Origin of the sequence: Streptomyces rapamycinicus NRRL 5491 (assembly GCF_024298965.1) — a bacterium.
Taxonomy (GTDB): Bacteria; Actinomycetota; Actinomycetes; order Streptomycetales; family Streptomycetaceae; genus Streptomyces; species Streptomyces rapamycinicus.
In genome coordinates this window covers 1820500-1838098 of record NZ_CP085193.1, presented here as the reverse complement: position 1 = coordinate 1838098, position 17599 = coordinate 1820500, and the positions used below count along the sequence as shown (strand labels likewise).

At 73.7% G+C, this 17599-nt stretch carries 15 protein-coding genes; 5 read left to right on the top strand and 10 right to left on the bottom strand.

The window, feature by feature from the left end:
- Nucleotides 1-143 precede the first annotated feature (143 nt).
- A complete protein-coding gene (locus LIV37_RS07465) occupies nucleotides 144-1856 on the top strand; it encodes a sensor histidine kinase (RefSeq protein WP_020866490.1) in 1713 nt (570 codons plus the stop codon).
- Nucleotides 1857-1898: 42 nt separating this feature from the next.
- On the opposite strand, the gene LIV37_RS07460 is transcribed toward LIV37_RS07465, so the two are convergent.
- The gene (locus LIV37_RS07460) at nucleotides 1899-2900 is read right to left on the bottom strand and encodes an Acg family FMN-binding oxidoreductase (RefSeq protein ID WP_121825728.1); all 1002 of its coding nucleotides are present in this window, start codon (nucleotides 2898-2900) and stop codon (nucleotides 1899-1901) included.
- A gap of 123 nt (nucleotides 2901-3023) precedes the next feature.
- Nucleotides 3024-3728 (bottom strand): response regulator, encoded by a 705-nt coding sequence (locus LIV37_RS07455; protein WP_020866488.1) that lies wholly within the window; start codon nucleotides 3726-3728, stop codon nucleotides 3024-3026.
- A 154-nt stretch (nucleotides 3729-3882) separates the two neighbouring features.
- Between LIV37_RS07455 and LIV37_RS07450 the strand changes: the two genes are divergently transcribed.
- On the top strand, nucleotides 3883-4464 hold the full coding sequence (locus LIV37_RS07450; protein ID WP_243146383.1) for an Rv1733c family protein: 582 nt from the start codon (nucleotides 3883-3885) through the stop codon (nucleotides 4462-4464).
- Between the two features lie 109 nt (nucleotides 4465-4573).
- Here the strand turns inward: LIV37_RS07450 and LIV37_RS07445 are convergent, their stop codons facing one another.
- The 7 genes from LIV37_RS07445 to LIV37_RS07415 form a co-directional block, all read right to left on the bottom strand.
- On the bottom strand, nucleotides 4574-5239 hold the full coding sequence (locus LIV37_RS07445; RefSeq protein WP_254807092.1) for a CBS domain-containing protein: 666 nt from the start codon (nucleotides 5237-5239) through the stop codon (nucleotides 4574-4576).
- Nucleotides 5240-5253: 14 nt separating this feature from the next.
- A complete protein-coding gene (locus LIV37_RS07440) occupies nucleotides 5254-6612 on the bottom strand; it encodes a nicotinate phosphoribosyltransferase (RefSeq protein ID WP_020866485.1) in 1359 nt (452 codons plus the stop codon).
- A gap of 45 nt (nucleotides 6613-6657) precedes the next feature.
- Nucleotides 6658-7491 carry a universal stress protein gene (locus LIV37_RS07435; RefSeq protein ID WP_158634939.1) on the bottom strand — a complete coding sequence of 278 codons (834 nt, stop codon included), beginning with the start codon at nucleotides 7489-7491 and terminating at the stop codon, nucleotides 6658-6660.
- 17 nt (nucleotides 7492-7508) lie between these two features.
- The gene (locus LIV37_RS07430) at nucleotides 7509-8576 is read right to left on the bottom strand and encodes an alcohol dehydrogenase catalytic domain-containing protein (RefSeq protein WP_020866483.1); all 1068 of its coding nucleotides are present in this window, start codon (nucleotides 8574-8576) and stop codon (nucleotides 7509-7511) included.
- Nucleotides 8577-8618: 42 nt separating this feature from the next.
- Nucleotides 8619-9467, bottom strand: coding sequence for a universal stress protein (locus LIV37_RS07425; protein ID WP_020866482.1), 849 nt, complete (start codon nucleotides 9465-9467; stop codon nucleotides 8619-8621).
- A gap of 457 nt (nucleotides 9468-9924) precedes the next feature.
- Nucleotides 9925-10830 carry a universal stress protein gene (locus LIV37_RS07420; RefSeq protein WP_020866481.1) on the bottom strand — a complete coding sequence of 302 codons (906 nt, stop codon included), beginning with the start codon at nucleotides 10828-10830 and terminating at the stop codon, nucleotides 9925-9927.
- Complete coding sequence (locus LIV37_RS07415) at nucleotides 10827-11429, bottom strand: CBS domain-containing protein (RefSeq protein ID WP_020866480.1); 603 nt, start codon at nucleotides 11427-11429, stop codon at nucleotides 10827-10829. The genes LIV37_RS07420 and LIV37_RS07415 overlap by 4 nt, the downstream gene beginning before the upstream one ends.
- Before the next feature lie 242 nt (nucleotides 11430-11671).
- Here LIV37_RS07415 and LIV37_RS07410 point away from each other — a divergent pair, with 242 nt between their 5' ends.
- Nucleotides 11672-12559 (top strand): universal stress protein, encoded by an 888-nt coding sequence (locus LIV37_RS07410; protein ID WP_121826186.1) that lies wholly within the window; start codon nucleotides 11672-11674, stop codon nucleotides 12557-12559.
- A gap of 93 nt (nucleotides 12560-12652) precedes the next feature.
- Nucleotides 12653-15046 (top strand): phosphoketolase family protein, encoded by a 2394-nt coding sequence (locus LIV37_RS07405; protein ID WP_020866479.1) that lies wholly within the window; start codon nucleotides 12653-12655, stop codon nucleotides 15044-15046.
- A gap of 237 nt (nucleotides 15047-15283) precedes the next feature.
- Here the strand turns inward: LIV37_RS07405 and LIV37_RS07400 are convergent, their stop codons facing one another.
- Nucleotides 15284-16555, bottom strand: coding sequence for an FAD-binding protein (locus LIV37_RS07400; RefSeq protein ID WP_020866478.1), 1272 nt, complete (start codon nucleotides 16553-16555; stop codon nucleotides 15284-15286).
- A 188-nt stretch (nucleotides 16556-16743) separates the two neighbouring features.
- Between LIV37_RS07400 and LIV37_RS07395 the strand changes: the two genes are divergently transcribed.
- Entirely contained in the window at nucleotides 16744-17586 is an 843-nt protein-coding gene (locus tag LIV37_RS07395) for an MIP/aquaporin family protein (RefSeq protein WP_121825729.1), read from the top strand.
- The last annotated feature ends 13 nt before the right edge of the window (nucleotides 17587-17599 follow it).

Genomic DNA, 17599 nt, shown 5'->3' with positions numbered 1-17599 from the left:
GCCCGAACATTAGCCAACGCGCCCCCTCGCGCCAAGATGTCCCGCAGCACTCACCGTCGGCCCGGCGCGGCTACCGTGAAAGGAGTGAGGGCCGTGCGGAATGCCGTGCCGAGCGCGGTGGGGCCGACGGAGGCACCGTGGGTATGGAGAGCGCGAGGAGTACGGAGTACCTGCCCCGGCTGCGGCTGGACGAGTTGCTGGAAGAGCTGCAGGTGCGCATCGACGGGGTGCGTGGCACCCAGGACCGGGTGCACAGCCTGCTGGAAGCGGTGCTCTCGGTCGGCCGTGAGCTGGATCTGTCGCATGTGCTGCGGAGGATCGTCGAGGCCGCGGTGGTACTGGTGGACGCCGAATACGGGGCGCTGGGCGTCATCGGCGAGGACCAGCGGCTGGCCGAATTCCTCCCGGTGGGCATCGGCAAGGAGCGGGCCGAGGCGATCGGGCGGCTGCCGTCGGGCCACGGGCTGCTCGGCGAGCTGATCCGCCACCCCCAGCCGCTGCGGCTGGCTGAGCTCTCCGAGCATCCGGCCTCCTACGGCTTTCCGCCGAACCACTCGCCGATGCGCTCCTTCCTCGGAGTGCCCATCCGGGTGCGCGACGAGGTCTTCGGCAACCTCTACCTCACCGAGAAGCGCGGCGGTAAGGAGTTCGACGGCGAGGACGAGACGGTGCTGTCCACCCTCGCCGTGGCCGCCGGGGTGGCCATCGAGAACGCCCGGCTGTACGAGGAGGCCCGGCACCGCCAGCGCTGGCTGGAGGCGAACGCCGAGGTCACCCAAAGCCTGCTGTCCGGAGTGGACGAGACCAGGGTCCTGGAGCTGATCGTCGAGCACGCCCGCCGGATCCTCTCCGCCGACCTCGGTGTGCTGATGCTGCCGGTGGCCGGCACCGACGAACTTCAGGTCGCGCTGGCGGCGGGCACCGACGCCGAGGCCCACCGCGGTCTGGTGCTGCCCCGCCGGGGCACCTTCGGCGGCGCGGCCTTCACCGCCTCCGAGCCGGTCACCAGCACCGATGTCCAGAACGACCCGCGGATCACGGTCGGCCCGCAGCGCTGGGACGGGCTCGGCCCGGCCGTCGCGGTGCCGATGCGGACGAGGGACGGGGTGGGCGGGGTGCTCTCGCTGGCCCGGGTGGCGGACAGCCCCGTCTTCACCCAGTTCGAGACCGACACCCTGCTGGGCTTCGCGGGCCAGGCGGCGATCGCGATGAAACTGGCCGAGCGGCGGCGCGACGCCGAGCAGCTCGCCCTGCTCGAGGACCGCGACCGGATCGCCCGCGATCTGCACGACCTGGCCATCCAGCGGCTCTTCGCCGCCGGGATGACGCTGCAGTCCACCTTGCGGTTCGTCCAGCACCCGGAGGGCTCCGAACGGCTGCTGCGGGTGGTGGACGACCTGGACGACACCATCAAGATCATCCGCTCGACGATCTTCGGGCTGCGCTCGCACGAGGCGGGCCCCGCCGTCCAGGGGCTGCGGGTCCGTACCGCCAAGACCATCGAGGAGGCCGTGCCCGCGCTCGGCTTCACCCCCTCGCTGCGCACCGAGGGCCTGGTCGACACCGATGTGCCCCGCTCGGTCGCGGACGACATGGTCGCCGTGCTGGCCGAGGCGCTGTCGAACATCGCCCGGCACGCGGAGGCCGACGCCGCCGAGATCTCCCTGATCGTGGCGTCCGGGCGGCTGACCCTCACGGTCACGGACGACGGGGTGGGCATCCCCGAGGGCGGCCGGCGCAGCGGGCTGCGGAACATGGCCGAGCGCGCCGAGAAGCTCGGCGGTGAGCTGGAACTCGGCGAGCCACCGGGTGGCGGCACCCGCCTGGTGTGGGCGGTGCCGCTGCCGGAGCGGTAGGCGGTGGCCGGGCCGCGGTGATGGGCGGTGGCCCGTGGTGCGTCAGCCGTGCCGGTCCAGCGCCTCGGCCGCTTCGTTGCGCGGCGTGGCCGGGCCCACCGGCCCGTAACCCAGCCGGATCAGCATCTGCACATGGCCGGCCGCCGGATTGGCGTCGCTCAGCGACCACCGCAGGTCCGACCACTCCAGCGCCTGGTGCAGCAGGGAGGCCCGGACCGCGTGCGAGGTCGCCAGCAGCAGGACGTGTTCCAGCGCCTGCCCGGACCCCAGCCAGTCGGTGCGCCGGTCCTGGTCCGTGGTCAGCACGGCGATGGTCGGATGGGGCTCGAACGGGGCGGCGGGCCGATCGTCGCCCCGGCGGCCGTCGGGCCGCGGGCCGAGGTAGTCGCGCATCGGCAGCCGTCCGGTGGCGTCCCGTGAGCCGAGGGCGTCCGGGGGGATTCCGTACGACCCGGTGTCGCGGATCCAGGTACGGCTCTCGGCGAGCCGGCGCGGGTCCCCGGAGACGCGCCGCTCCGCCTCGGCGGTCAGCCGCAGCAGCCACGCGGTCTCCTCGGGGTCCGCCAGCCGCAGCGTGGCCCCGTCTTGGCGGGCGGCCTCCGTCAGGTCGCACAGCACCCGCGCGGGCAGCCGACGGGCGGAGTACGGGGAGCGGCTGCTGTGCCGCCGCCAGATGACGTCGTACAGGTCGTCGTGCCCGTCGTCATGGCGCCCGGCGCGGTCGGCGGGCGACGCGGCCAGGCGCACCGTGGCCAGCAGATCGGGCTGCGACCGGTACGGCAGCAGCCGGACCACCGGGTCCCAGCCGAAGTGGGCCACGGCGACCCGAAGGTTGAACACGGCGGCCCCGGCGGAGACGCTCAGCGCCCGGCCCATCGGATCGGCGTACCGCAGCGCCCGCTCGGGGGCGGCCCGGACCTCCAGGGTGACGGTGTCGGGGTTCAGCCGGTAGCGCCAGGGCTGGGTGTTGTGGATCGAGGGAGCGGCCACGGCCGCGGAGATGAGCTTCTCCAGGATCGCCGCGTCGAGCATTGCGGGCTGCATGGGGTCCTCTCCTCGCCGGTGGGCCGTCAGTGGTGGCGGGCCGTCAATCAGGGTGGCCGAGCCGTCAGCGGTACGGGCAGGGCCGTACGGCCCCGGCCCCGGGCCGTCCCGGGCCATTCGGGGTTATCCCGGATGGCCGTCGTCGGGGCGCGGGGACGAGTGGGTCGCCAGCACCGCCGCCTGGATGCGGCGCTCCACGCCCAGCTTGGCCAGCAGCCGGGAGATGTGGTTCTTGACCGTCTTCTCGGACAGGAAGAGCCGCTTGCCGATCTGCCGGTTGGTGAGCCCGTCCCCGATCAGCACCAGGATCTCCCGCTCGCGCGGGGACAGCCCGGCCAGCACCTCGTCCCTGGGCTCCTGCGGGGCGGTGTCGCCCCGCAGGGTGCTCATCAGCCGGGCGGTGGTGGCCGGGTCCAGCATCGACTGGCCGGACGCCACGGTGCGCACCGCCGAGACCAGGTCCGACCCCTTGATCTGCTTGAGCACATAGCCCGCCGCCCCGGCCATGATCGCGTCCAGCAGGGCATCGTCGTCGTCGAACGAGGTCAGCATCAGACAGGCCAGACCCGGCATACGGGAGCGCAGCTCACGGCAGACCGTGATGCCGTCCCCGTCCGGCAGCCGGACGTCGAGGATGGCCACGTCGGGCCGCAGCGCCGGGCCCCGGGCCAACGCGTGGTCCACGGTCCCGGCGTCGCCGACCACCTCGATGTCCGGTTCGGCGTCCAGCAGATCGTGCAGTCCGCGCCGGACGACCTCATGGTCGTCGAGGACGAACACCCTGATGGGCGTCGCCGGTGTCGCTCGTGTCGCTTCGGTCTCCGTCATGGGCTCTCGCACCGTTCGTCCGCCGTCCGCCGTCCGCCCGGCCCCCGGTGGGAATCCTGGCGCAGCAGGTCAGCGCGGTACCAGGGCCGAACGGGCCCCCAAGGGGGCTGCCCGGCCCTCGTCCCGCCCTCCCCGCGCGTGCGACGGTCACGGCATGGGCACGCAAGTGCGGGGGCGGCGGATGTGGCGGTGGCGGCACAATCCGCTCAGACGCCGCTCGGACGTGATCGAGGCGTGGGTCGTGCTGGTGACCGGCCTGGTGATGGCGGTCGGCGGCCCGGTGGCCGGAGTGGCCGCGGGCACCGCCGTGGACGCGTCGCTGCGGCAGGAGCGGGCGGACCGGCACCGGGTGCCCGCGGTGCTCAAGGAGGACGCGCCCGTCGCACAGCCCGCCGCCGACGGCTCCGCCACCGGCCAGGTGCGCGCGATCGTCCGCTGGACCGGCCCGGACGGCGCCGTCCACACCGGTACGGCACGGGTCCACGACGGGAGCAAGGCGGGCACCGCCACCGAGATCTGGACCGACGACCGGGGCCGCATGGTCCAGCGGCCGCCCACCCCCGAGCAGATCGCCACCCGCGCGGTGCTCGCCGGGACGTCCGCCGCGGCGGGCGTGGGCGCGGTGTCGCTGGCCGGACGCGGCGTGGCGCGCTGGCGCCTGGACCGCGCCCGCACCCGGGAGTGGGGCCGCGCCTGGGCCGAGGTCGGCCCCCGCTGGAGCCGCCACATCCGATGACGCAGGGCCGGGCCCGGCGGCCCAGGACCCCGGCGCGGTGCCGTTTGTTCGGCCTCTCGCCGGGCCCGCCGGACAGCGGCGCTCCTACCGCCGCTGTCGTACGCCGTTCCTACCGCCGCTGGGTCGTATGGGGCGCCGCCGTGAGCTGGTTGTCGAAGTCGACCACGCCCTCGATCGCGCGGATGAGCCGGGCCGCCGCCGGGATGAGGACGGCCTCCTTGACCCGTCCGGTCAGGGTGACCACGCCCTCGTTCACGCTCACCCGGACGGTTTCGCCCTGGGCCGGGAAGAGATGGGTCACCACCTCGCGGCGTACCTCGTCCTCGATGTCCTCGTCCGGCCGCAGGAACACCTTCAGCAGGTCGGCGCGGCTGACGATGCCCTCCAGGCGGCCCTCCTCGTCCACCACCGGGAGCCGCTTGACCCGCTTGTGGGTCATGATCCGCGCGGCCTCGGCGAGGGTGGCGCGCGCGTGCACGGTGATGGCGGGGGACGTCATCAGCTCATCGGCCGTCACCGCGCCCGCCTTGGCGACGCCGGGGAGGTCGCGCAGTTGCGCCACCCGGGCGGGATCGCTGTCCCGGAACTCCTCTTTGGGCAGCAGGTCCGCCTCGGAGACGACGCCGATGACACGGCCCTCGCCCTCCAGCACCGGCATGGCACTCACCCTCCACTGCTCCAGGGTTCTGACGATCTCCTTGAACGGCGCTTCGCGGCCGACGGCGACGACGGTATGGGTCATCACATCGCTCACGATGTGCGCACTCCGGGGCACGGCATCCTCCTTCGTCACGCTGCCTGTCTTCCACCCGCCTCGTCCCCGGCCGCCAGCCGGACCTCGATCCGGCGGCGCACCTGACCCGCCAGCCGGGCCAGTCCGGCTGAGGTGGCGGGCCGGGGCGGGGCCGGGTGGCGGATCCGCCGGGCGTGCGGCGGCAGCCCGGCGAGATCGGTGTCGAACCGCCGCCGGGCGCGGTCGAGGGTGTCGGGGGCCGCGGTCCGTACGCCCTCCCGCATCACGGTCTCCAGCAGCGGCGCGCCGCCGTGGGGCGGGAGTTCGTCGCGCTCGCCGATCACATCGGCGAAGCCGGGGCGCCGCCACACCTGCTTGCTGCCCGGGGCCGTGGCCTTGGCCGAGGACAGTTTCATCACCGGCCGCCCGTCGTAGGCGACCAGCTTGTACGCGGTGTCGAGGGAGGCGGCGTCGGCCGACACGCCCATCCGGGTGCCCACGGCGTAGACGTCGATCGGCGCGCCCGAGTGGATCAGCTCCTCGACGGCGTACTCGTCGAGCCCGCCGCTCGCCACGATCCGCACCTCCGGCAGCCCCGCCGCGTCGAGGATCTCCCGGGCCCGTGCCGCCTCTTCGCCCAGGTCGCCGCTGTCCAGCCGGATCGCGCCGAGCGGCCCGGACGCCAGCTCGCGCAGCACCCGCGCCGCGGTGGCCACGCCGGTCGCCGTGTCATAGGTGTCCACCAGGAAGGTGACCGGGTTGGGATGGGTACGGGCGAACGCGCGGAACGCGGTCTCCTCGTCCGGGAACGCCTCGATGTACGAGTGCGCCATCGTCCCGGTGGCCTCGATCCCGTAGGCCGTGGCCGCCGCCACGTTGCTGGTCGCCGTGAAACCGGTCATCGCGGCCAGCCGCGCCGACTGGAGCCCGGACCACGGGCCGTGGGTGCGGCGCAGCGAGAAGTCCACCACCGGGCGCCCTTCCGCGGCCACCACACACCGGGCCGCCTTGGAGGCGATGGTGGTCTGGTGGCTCAGCTGCCCCAGCAGATACGTCTCGACCAGCTGGGCCTGCGGCAGCGGCGCGGTCAGCTCCAGCAGCGGCTCCCCGGCGAGGGCGATCCGCCCCTCGGGCACCGCCCGCACCTCGCCGTCGAAGCCGAGCCCCAGCAGCGGTTCGAGGTCCTCGTACGGACGGCCCATCGCCGCGGCGTACGCCGCCACGTCCTCGTGCTCCACGCGGAAGCCGGACAGGAAGTCCAGCGCGGGCTCCAGGCCCGCGGCGACCAGGAAGCCCCGCTCGGGCGGCAGATCGCGGACGTAGAGGTCGAAGGTGGCCGGGGCGGTCATGCCCTCGCGCACATACGACAGGGCCATCGTCACCTCGTAGAGGTCGGTGGTCATCGCCTCCGACACGTCACTCTCGCCTCCCTCCGGGCATCACTCGTCTCCCTCCGGGCATCAGCCGCGCGGGACGACCGCCACCGGGCACGGCGCGTGGTGCACCGCCGCGTGGATCACCGAACCGAGATGGGGGACGGGGCCCGGCTCCGTCTCGTCGCGGCCCAGCACGAGCAGCCCCGAGCCCGGCGCGGTGTGCACCACGCCGAGCGCCGGGCGCTCCGCGGTGAACGCCTCCGCCACCGGCACTCCGGGGTACTGCTCCCGCCAGGGGCGCAGCGCCGCGTCCAGCGCGCCCTCCGCCCCCGGCTCCTCCTCGTCCCCCGCAGCCTCCTCGTCCTCCGGGCGGTTCGTGCCCGCGTGCACGGCCCGCAGCACACCGCCGCGCCGGGCGGCGGCGTCGAAGGCGAACCGCAGCGCCTCCTCGTTCGGCCGTCGCAGGGACACTCCGACGGCCACATCGGCGGTCAGCGGTTTGTCGTCGGCGTGCACCATGATCACCGGGTGTACCCCGTGCGCGAGGATCTGCCGGCCGGTCGATCCGAGGAGGAAGCCGCCGGGGGTGCCGCGCCCGCGCGAGCCCAGCACCAGCATCTCCGCGTCCCGGGCCGCGTCCAGCAGGGCCGGCACGGTCTCGCGCGGCACCAGCTCGGCCGAGACCCGCAGCCCCGGATGGGTGTCGCGCAACTCGCCCACCAGGTCGGTCAGCAGCCGCTGCGACCAGTAGCTCTGGTCGTCCTCGTGGGGGAGGGCCGGGGCTGGGGGCGACGGCGGGTTCCAGGCGTGGATCAGACGCACCCGCAGATCGCGCAGCAGCGCCTCGCGCGCCGCCCAGTGTGCGGCGGGCGGGCTCTCGGCGAAACCGTCGACCCCGACGGTGATGGGTGCTCCCATGCGCATCGCCTCTCCGCTCACGTCCCCCGGGCCACCAGCGGACGGGCGGCCTCGCCGAGCGCGATCTTGATCGCGCCGGTGTCGGCGGCGTGGGCGAAGACGTCGTACGCCTCCTCCATCTGGTCCAGTTCGAACAGATGGGTGATCAGCGTGGACGTGGGCAGCCGCCCGGCGCACAGCAGGGAGAGCAGGGTGGGGGTCGAGTAGGTGTCGACCAGCCCGGTGGTGATCGTCACGTTCTTGATCCACAGCTCTTCGAGATGCAGCGTCGCGGGCTGGGCGTGCACACCCACGTTGGCGATCCGGCCGCCCGGCCGCACCATCCGGGTGCAGGTCTCGAAGGACCGCGGGCTCCCCACGGCCTCGATCACCACATCGGCGCCGAGCCCCTCGGTGAGATCGTCGACCAGCCGCTCCGGATCCTCGGCGGAGTCCGCCACCGCGTCGGCGCCGACCCGCTTGGCGGCGTCCAGCCGGGCCGTGTCCGGATCGACGGCGATGGTCCGGCCGGGGGAGAAGAACTGCGCCGCGGCGATCGAGGCCAGCCCGACCGGCCCGGCGCCCACCACCGCGACCGTATCGCCCGGCCCCACCCGGCCGTTGAGGACGCCCACCTCGTACGCGGTGGGGAAGACATCCGCCAGCAGCACGGCGTCATGGCCCTCGGCGGACCCCGTCAGCGGATGCGTGGACAGATCGGCGAACGGCACCCGCACATACTCGGCCTGGGTGCCGTCGACCGTACGGCCCAGGATCCAGCCACCGCCGTCACGGCACTGCCCGTAGCCGCGCTCCCGGCAGAAGCGGCAGTGGCCGCAGGCCGAGATACAGGAGATCAGCACCCGGTCGCCGGGACGGATCCCGCGGACGTCGGCACCGGTCTCGACGACCTCGCCGACCCCCTCGTGACCGAGCACCCGGCCGGGCTCGACGTCCGGCACCTCGCCGCGGAGGATGTGCAGATCGGTGCCGCAGATGGTCGTGGTGTCGATCCGGACGATCGCGTCGGTGGCGGCCTCGAGTTCGGGGTCGGGCACCTCCTGCCAGGAGGACCGTTCCGGCCCGTGGAAGACGAGTGCTTTCATGGCCGTTTCCCTTTCCTCCGGTTTCCTCCGATTAACGGGGGCTCATCGCTGGGGCACGACCGCGACCGGGCAGGCGGCGTGGTGTGCCACCGCCTGGGTGACCGGCCCCAGCCGGGGGCCGAACCCCACCCGGCGCGGACCGCGGCCCACGACCATCAGCGCCGTCCCCGCCGCCGCGGCCACCAGCCGCCGGGCCGGGCTGTCGGACGCGACCTCCTCGAAGATCCGCACCTCGGGGAACTTGTCCCGCCACGGCGCCAGCACCTCGCCCAGCGCGTGCTCCGCCTCCTTGCGCGCGTCGCTCAGCCCCACGTCCACCACCCAGGGGGCGTCGCCCCGGATGGCGGGGACCCGGTTGGTGTAGACGGCCCGCAGCACACCGTCGCGCCGGGCCGCGGCGTCGAAGGCGAACTCCAGGATGTCGTCGCACGGCTCGCGCGGCTCCACGCCGACCACCACATCGCCGTGCCGCTCCTCGTGCCCGTCCGCCCGCACCAGGACCACGGGGGTCATGGAGCGCGCGGCGAGCTCCAGGCCGACCGAGCCCAGGAAGAAGCCCGCGACCACGCCGATCGAACGGGACCCCACCACCAGCAGCTGGGCCCGCTCCGCCTCGGCCAGCAGGACGGGCGCGGGCCGGCCGGAGATCTGGGCGGTGAGGATCGTCGTCTCCGGGTCGTCCAGCTCGGCGTGTGCCGAGCGCAGGGCGCGCTCGGACCAGTACTGCCAGGCGGCCTCCCGGCCCGGGGTCAGATCCTTCTGCTCGGGCCCGGGCCACGCGTTCACCAGCCGCAGCGGCGCGCCGCGCGAACGGGCCTCATGGGCCGCCCAGCCGGCGGCGGCCAGACTCTCGTCGGAACCGTCCAGTCCGACGGTGACGGGGCGCGCCATCGCTGCCTCCTTCCCGGCGCACGTGCGCGGCGCCGGGGGCGCCCACTTCTCGCGGGCCCTGATTGCGCGGTGCGCGGTAGTGGGACATCCGCTTCTCCGCGTCTGCTGATTGCCCCCGGTGCCAACTCCAGCGGACCATGACCGGGCGCCCGCCGACAGGGCCGACCGGTCCCGGGGTGGTCCCGGCGACCAGGTCTTACGGCCCTTTCCCGGCGTCCCCTGGAGATCGCTTGATGAACTAGTTGCGCCAGATCAAGCATTTTTCGGAGAGGGTGCCGGACCCCGCCGACCCGCAGTCCGGAGAGGCTTCTGGCCACCGAGCACGGAAGCCGCCGCCGGCCCTCGCCCCCACCGGCCCGGCGGCCGGCGGCGAGGCCCGCGCGCCCCGCCCCCTGCCCCGCTGCTCAATGGCGCCGAAGGCGCGAAACGAAACCCGCCCCCCAAGGCCTGTCCGTGCCTACTCGACCGGCACCAGCACCACCGGACAGTGCGCATGATGCAGTGCCGCATGCGTGACGGGACCGAGCTGCATGCCGAGCCGGGGCGTCCGCCGGTGCACGGCCAGCACCAGGACGTCCGCCGCCCGCGACGCCTCCACCAGGGCCTGCGCGGGGGCGCTGTGAGTGGTGTGCTCCCGCACCCGGATGTGCCCGAACTCCTCGCGCAGCCCGGCCACCATTCCGTGCGCCACCGTCTGCTCCCGCTCGGCGCGCAGCGCCACCACCTCCCGTGCGGGCAGGGCGTGATCGCCCGCGAAGACCCGCGACTTGGGCCAGGCGTAGAGCACCCGCAGCCGGGCCCGGCGCCGGGCGGCCTCCTCGAAGGCGAAGCGGGCCGCCGCCGCGTCCGCGCCGCTCTCCACCCCGACCAGCACCTTGCCGTGGCCCTCGGGCCCGTACGCCCTCGTGGACCCGCCGCGCACCACCAGCAGCGGGCGCCTGGTATGCGTGGCCAGCCGCAGCCCGACCGAACCGAGCAGCAGCCCGGTGAAACCGCCGAGCCCCCGGGTGCCGATGACGATCAGCGAGGCGTCCTCGCCGATCCGCAGCAGTTCGGGCACCGCGTCCTGGGCCGTCAGGGTGGGCACGATGCGCAGATGCGGATCCTGCTCCTGGGCCCGCGACATGGCCAGCCGCAGCACGGTCCTGGCGATCTCCACCCCGGGCCGCCGCGGCTCGCTGTCCGGGTCGAAGGCGAGCGGGTCGGTCCGGGCCCACGGCCAGGCGTGCACGATCTCCAGCGTGGCGTCACGCCGCCGCGCCTCGGCGACCGCCCGGTCCAGCGCGGCCCAGGCGCTGTCGGAGCCGTCCAGGCCCACCACCACCCGGCCGTCCCGCAGCGGCTTGCCGGCCGGGCGGGTCATCGCCGCGCACCTCCCCGGCCCGCGGAGTCGTCGACCCGGTAGCTGAGCCGGTCGACCACGGCCACCACGCCGTCCACCTGCCCGGTCATCCGGACCGCGATGGGGATCTCGCTGTGCCGGTCCAGCCGCCCCTCCAGCCGTACGACCCCGTCGGTCACGGTGACCGCGACCGACTGCGGGCCGAGCCACAGCGACCGGACCAGCACCTCGTCGATCACCTCGGTGCGGATCTCGTCGTCCGGGCGGAGGAAGACCCGCAGCAGGTCCCGGCGGGTGACGATGCCGATCAACCGGTCCTCCTCGTCGACGACGGGCAGCCGCTCGACGCGATGGCGGTCCATCGCGCGGGCCGCGTCCACGATGCTGTCCTGGGGGCGCACGGTGACCGCGGGGCGCGACATCAGCTCTCCGGCCGTCCGGGCGGGTTCGCTGAGATCGGTCCCGGTGATCATGCCGACCACCTTGTCGTCCTCGTCCACCACGGGCAGCCCGTTGAAGCGGTGCCGGGAGAGCAGCGCACCGACCTCGTCGAACGACGTCTTGGAACTCACCCGGACGACGTCGTCGGTCATCACATTGCCGATCTTGCGGTGCTTCATCCGTGCCTCCCCGGTCCGCTCCCAGCGTGGGACGGCGCTCCGGCCCCCTTCTTGGGCTGCCCGGGGTGCGCTCGGGTCCGTTCGGCCCGCACGGGCGCCCTGGGCCGAACGACCCCTGACAGGGCCGAAACGCCCCTCGCGCGAAATCCCGCACGGACGCGAGGGTGAAGGCGTCAGGCCACAGGGGGGGCGAAGGCGTTCGGCACGAGCGCGGGGCCGCCGCGCGGAAGGTGGTGGGAATGGTGGAGCTCCCCCTCGTGGTGGGCGTCGACGGCTCGCACCACAGCCTCCAGGCGGTGGACTGGGCGGTGGACGCCGCCGCCCGGCACGCGGTGCCGCTGCGGCTGGTGCACGCCTCGCTGTGGGAGCGGTACGAGGGCATCGCGCCCGCCGCCGACCCCGAGCGCCCCTGGGAGCAGATCAGGGACGAGGAGATCGCCGCGTCCGCCGCGGAGCGCGCCCGCCGCCGCGGCCCCGATGTGAAGGTCGCCGCCGAAATCCTGCCGGAGGACCCGGTGGACGCGCTGCTGCGCGCCGGGCGGGACGCCTCGGGCGTGGTCGTCGGCTCCCGCGGCCGCGGTGAACTCGCCGGGCTGCTGCTCGGCTCGGTGAGCCTCGCGGTCGCCGCCCGCGCCAGCTGCCCGGTGACCGTCGTACGGGGCGGCGAGCCCAACCGGGGCGGCGCCTTCGGCCGGATCGTGCTCGGCGTGGGCGAGCCCGGCGAGGCGGGCGGTCCGTCGGCCGCGGCCCGGTTCGCCTTCCACGAGGCCGGGGCGGGCGGCCGCACGCTGGAGGCCGTACGGGCCTGGCGCGCGCCCGCCGGCGAGGTGACGGATGATCTGCTGCTGGAGGGGGACCCGGTGCGTGCCCACTGGGCACGGGCGGAGCGGATGCTGGAGGACGCCCTGCGGACCGCCCGACGGGACCACCCCGAGGTCACCGTGCACCGCGCGACGGTCGAGGGCACGGCCCGCAAGGCGCTCCTCCACGCGGCCGCCACCGCCGATCTGCTGGTCCTCGGCGCCCGCCGCGGCCATGGTCACATCGCCGGGCTGCAACTCGGCCGCATCGCCCACGCGGCCCTGCACCACGCGCCCTGCCCGGTGGTGATCGTGCCGGAGCGGGACTGAACGGCAGGCGGCACGGCGGACGGCGCGGCCGACGGGTACACAACTGGACACCACGAGACGGGCACGTCACCGCAGACCACGAGGGAGAGGTCCATGCCAGACGCACCGACCACGACGGGCTCGCCGGGCGGCGGGCTCGCCGACGACCGGATCCGCGCCCTGGACGCCCACTGGCGCGCCGCCAACTACCTGGCGGCGGGCCAGATCTATCTGCTGGCCAACCCGCTGCTGACCGAGCCGCTGCGCCCGGACCACATCAAGCCCCGGCTGCTGGGCCACTGGGGCACCTCACCCGGACTCAACCTCGTCCACACCCATCTCAACCGCGTCATCAAGGACCGCGACCTTGACGCCATCTGCGTCTGGGGCCCCGGTCACGGCGGCCCCGCGGTGCTCGCCGGCTCCTGGCTGGACGGCAGCTACTCCGAGGTCTACCCGGACGTCAGCCGGGACGCGGCGGGCATGGCCCGGCTCTTCCGGCAGTTCTCCTTCCCCGGCGGGGTGCCCAGCCATGTGGCCCCCGAGACCCCCGGCTCGATCCACGAGGGCGGTGAGCTCGGCTACTCGCTCGCCCACGCCTACGGGGCCGCGCTGGACAACCCCGGGCTGCTGGTCGCCTGCGTCATCGGCGACGGCGAGGCCGAGACCGGCCCGCTGGCCGGCTCCTGGCACGCCAACAAGTTCCTGGACCCGGTCCACGACGGCGCCGTGCTGCCGATCCTCCACCTCAACGGATACAAGATCGCCAACCCCACGGTGCTCGCCCGGCTCCCGGAGCCCGAACTCGACGACCTGCTGCGGGGGTACGGTCACGAGCCGATCCACGTCGCCGGGGACGAACCGCTTCAGGTGCACCGGTCCATGGCGCACGCCCTGGACGAGGCGCTGGACCGGATCGCCCTGCTCCAGCGCACCGCCCGCGAGGAGGGCATCACCGAGCGGCCCCGCTGGCCCGTCATCGTGCTCCGCACGCCCAAGGGCTGGACCGGTCCCGAGGAGGTCGACGGGCTCCCGGTGGAGGGCACCTGGCGCGCCCACCAGGTCCCCCTGCCGGGCGTCCGGGAGAACCCGGAGCATCTGCGGCAGCTGGAGCGCTGGCTGCGTTCGTACCGCCCCGAGGAGCTCTTCGACGCCGACGGGCGGCCCCGGGCGGACCTCCTGGCCGAGGTCCCGGAGGGCGACCGCCGCCTGGGCGCCAATCCGCACGCCAACGGCGGACTGCTGCTGCGCTCGCTGCCCGTGCCCGACCTGGAGCGGTACGCGGTCCCCGTGGACAAGCCCGGCGCGACCCTGCACGAGCCGACCCGGGTCCTCGGCGGGCTGCTGGAGAAGGTCATGGAGGACACCGCCGACCGCCGCGACTTCAGGGTGGTCGGCCCCGACGAGACCGCCTCCAACCGGCTGGAGGCCCTCTACCGCGCCACCGGCAAGGCGTGGCAGGAGTCCATCGTGCCCACCGACGAGCACCTCAGCCGCAACGGCCGGGTCATGGAGATCCTCTCCGAGCACCTCTGCCAGGGCTGGCTGGAGGGCTATCTGCTGACCGGGCGGCACGGCCTCTTCTCCTGCTACGAGGCGTTCGTGCACATCGTGGACTCCATGGTCAACCAGCACATCAAATGGCTGAAGGTGTCCCGCTCACTGCCCTGGCGGCGCCCGGTGGCCTCCCTCAACTACCTGCTGACCTCCCATGTGTGGCGCCAGGACCACAACGGCTTCTCGCACCAGGACCCCGGCTTCGTCGACCATGTGCTCAACAAGAGCCCGGAGGTGGTGCGCGTCTATCTGCCGCCGGACACCAACACCCTGCTCAGCGTGGCCGACCACGTCCTGCGCAGCCGCGACTACGTGAATGTGGTCGTCGCGGGCAAACAGCCCTGCTTCGACTGGCTCGATCTCGACCAGGCGCGCGCCCACTGTGCCCGCGGCGCCGGGACCTGGGACTGGGCCGGTACCGAGAACGGCGCGGGGGAGCCGGACGTGGTGCTGGCCGCCGCGGGCGACGTGCCCACCCAGGAGGTCATCGCGGCCGCCGGGATCCTCCGCCGCCATCTGCCCGATGTGGCCGTGCGGGTGGTCAATGTCGTCGACATGACCCGGCTGCTGCCGAAGGAGGAGCATCCGCACGGGATGACGGACCACGAGTTCGACGCCCTGTTCACCCGCGACCGGCCGGTCATCTTCGCGTACCACGGCTATCCGTGGCTGGTGCACCGGCTGTCCTACCGCCGGGCCGTCCACCCCAACCTCCATGTGCGCGGCTACCTGGAGATGGGCACCACCACCACGCCGTTCGACATGGTGGTCCGCAACGACCTGGACCGCTACCGGCTGGTGATGGACGTCATCGACCGGACCCCCGGGCTCGCGGTGCGCGCCACGGCCGTACGGCAGCGGATGCAGGACGCCCGCAGCCGCCACCAGGCCTGGATCCGCGAGCACGGCACCGATATGCCCGAGGTCGCCGAATGGTCCTGGACCGGCTGAACAGAGGCCGGTGCCGCTCGCAGAGCCTGTGTCATATCCCCGGCCGGGCGTGCGACGTCTGGCACGCTCCCCCAGCTACCGCTGGGAGGTGCCCCCTCTCGCCGCGTTGCCGAAACGCCCAAGTGGCTCCGCCACGAGGGCGCTCCGGCGCCTTGCGATCGCACGCTCCCCCAGCTACCGCTGGGAGGTGCCCCCTGACGCCGCACGCTGATCCGGCCGGGGATATGACACAGGCTCTCACCCGGTGGGGAAGTAGCCCTCCAGATAGGCGTTGCGGAACTTCCCCGCCGGGTCGTGCTCGGCCAGCAGCCGCGCGAAGTCGCCGGCCCGGTCGTACGAGGAGAGGATCCGCTCCGGCGCGGCCGTGGTCAGTTTGGACCAGTGCGGCCGCGCCCCCAGCGGCAGCAGCGCCTCCTCCATCGCGGCCACCACCTCGATCACCGCGTCGTGATCGGGGACCCAGGTGAAGTGGAAGGCCACGCTGTCCCGGCCGTACGCGGGGCTCAGCCACAGCTCGTCCGCCGCGATCGTACGGACCTCGGACACCTGCACCACGGGCGCGATCCGGTCCCCGAGGCCGCGCAGCGCGGCGAACGCCGCCGAGGCCGCCTCGCGCGGCAGCAGCAGCTCCGACTGCAGCTCATCGCCGTTGCTGGGAGTGAAGTCCGGGCGGAAGTGCGGCAGCCGCTCATGCCACGGCCCCGGCGCGCCCAGCTGCTCGGTGCAGTGCAGCGGCGGCATCGCGGGCACCGGGTGGTGGTGGCGGTCGGCCGGATGGGCCCCCAGCCACGGCTGCCCGGGGTCGGGGGGATCGGGCAGGTCGGTGCGGCACTTCAGCCACACCACGCCCTCGCCCGAGCGCCAGTCGGTGAAGACGCTGACGCTGTAGGCGGCGCCGAAGATCTCCTCGAAGCTGTCGTCCAGCCGGTCCAGCGGCAGCCCGGTCCACACCCACTGGGCCACGTCGAAGGTGGGCTCGATGTCCAGCGTCATGGCGGTGACCACGCCAAGACCGCCGAGCCCGACCACGGCCCCGTTCAGCCGGTCCGGGTCCTCGTCCCGGCCGATCCGGGTCACCTCGCCGCCGGGGCCGACGATCTCAAGACCCGCGACCGCCGCCGCCAGACAGCGCTGGTCGCTCCCCGAGCCATGGGTGGCGGTGGTGCAGGCCCCCGCGACCGTGATGTGCGGCAGCGAGGCGAGGTTGGCCAGCGCGAAGCCCTCCGCGTGCAGGGCCTGGGCCACATGTGCGTACCGCATGCCCGCCGCGATGGTCGCGGTGCCCTTCCCGGGGTCCACCTCCACCCGGTGCGGTAGCCGGTCCAGGTTCACCAGATCGCCCTCGGTGTCGGCGATGCGGTTGAAGGAGTGGCCCGTGCCCAGTACCCGTACCCGGTCGGCGGAGCTGACGATCCGCCGCAGCTCGTCGACGCTGTCCGGGTGGTGCAGCCGGGCGGCGGAGAAGGTGATGTTCCCGGCCCAGTTCGTCGGGGCTTGGGTGGTCGGCATCCGTGTCGTCCTGTTTCGGCTGGAGGGCGAGGGGCGGGGGCGAGGGGCGATGGGAGGGCGATGGGCGATGTTGTCAGCACCTTCGTACAGGTCCGCACCCTGATCCGTACAGACCCGGTTTCGCCGTCCATGACCCGGACGGCCCAGCAGGACGGGCCGCCGTGCCGGAGCGCCCCGACGATGGGCCCATGACTGCCCCGAAACCACAACGCCCGAGGTCGGCACTGCTCGGCGAGCTCTGTGCGGAGTTCGCGGGCACCATGGTGCTGATCCTCTTCGGCTGCGGTGTGGTGGCGCAGGTCGTGGCGGGCGGTGACCTCACCAAGCCCCCGGGCGCACTCGGCGATCACGACTCCATCGCCTGGGCCTGGGGGCTGGGCGTCACCCTCGGTGTGTATGTGGCGGCGCGGCTCAGCGGGGCCCACATCAACCCGGCGGTCACCCTCTCCCTGGCGGCCTTCAAGGGCTTCCCCTGGAGCAAGGTCCTGCCGTACGCCGTGGCGCAGACGGTCGGCGCGTTCGTCGGGGCCCTGCTGGTGCGCTGGAACTACACCGAGGCGCTGGGCCACGCCGACCCGGGGCACACCTTCAAGACCCAGTTCGTCTTCTCCACCCTCCCCGGCAACGGAGTCCTTCCGGTCAGCGAATGGGGCGCGCTGCGCGACCAGATCATCGGCACCGCGATCCTGGTGCTGCTCATCTTCGCCGTCACCGATGTGCTGAACTCGGCCCCGAAGGCCAATCTGGGGCCCTTCGTCATCGGGCTGATCGTGGTCGCGATCGGCATGGCGTGGGGGGCCGACGCGGGGTACGCCATCAACCCGGCCCGTGACTTGGGCCCCCGGCTGGCCAGCTATCTCACCGGATACCGCAGCGCGTGGCGGGACCAGTACGGGGATCTGTACTTCTGGGTGCCGATCGTGGGCCCGCTGCTCGGCGGACTTGTCGGCGCCGCCCTCTACAAGGTGCTGATCAGCCGCTTCCTCCCGGCGGCCGAAACGGAGGTGGGCCGCACCCCGACCCCCGAGTAGCCGATCCGGGCCG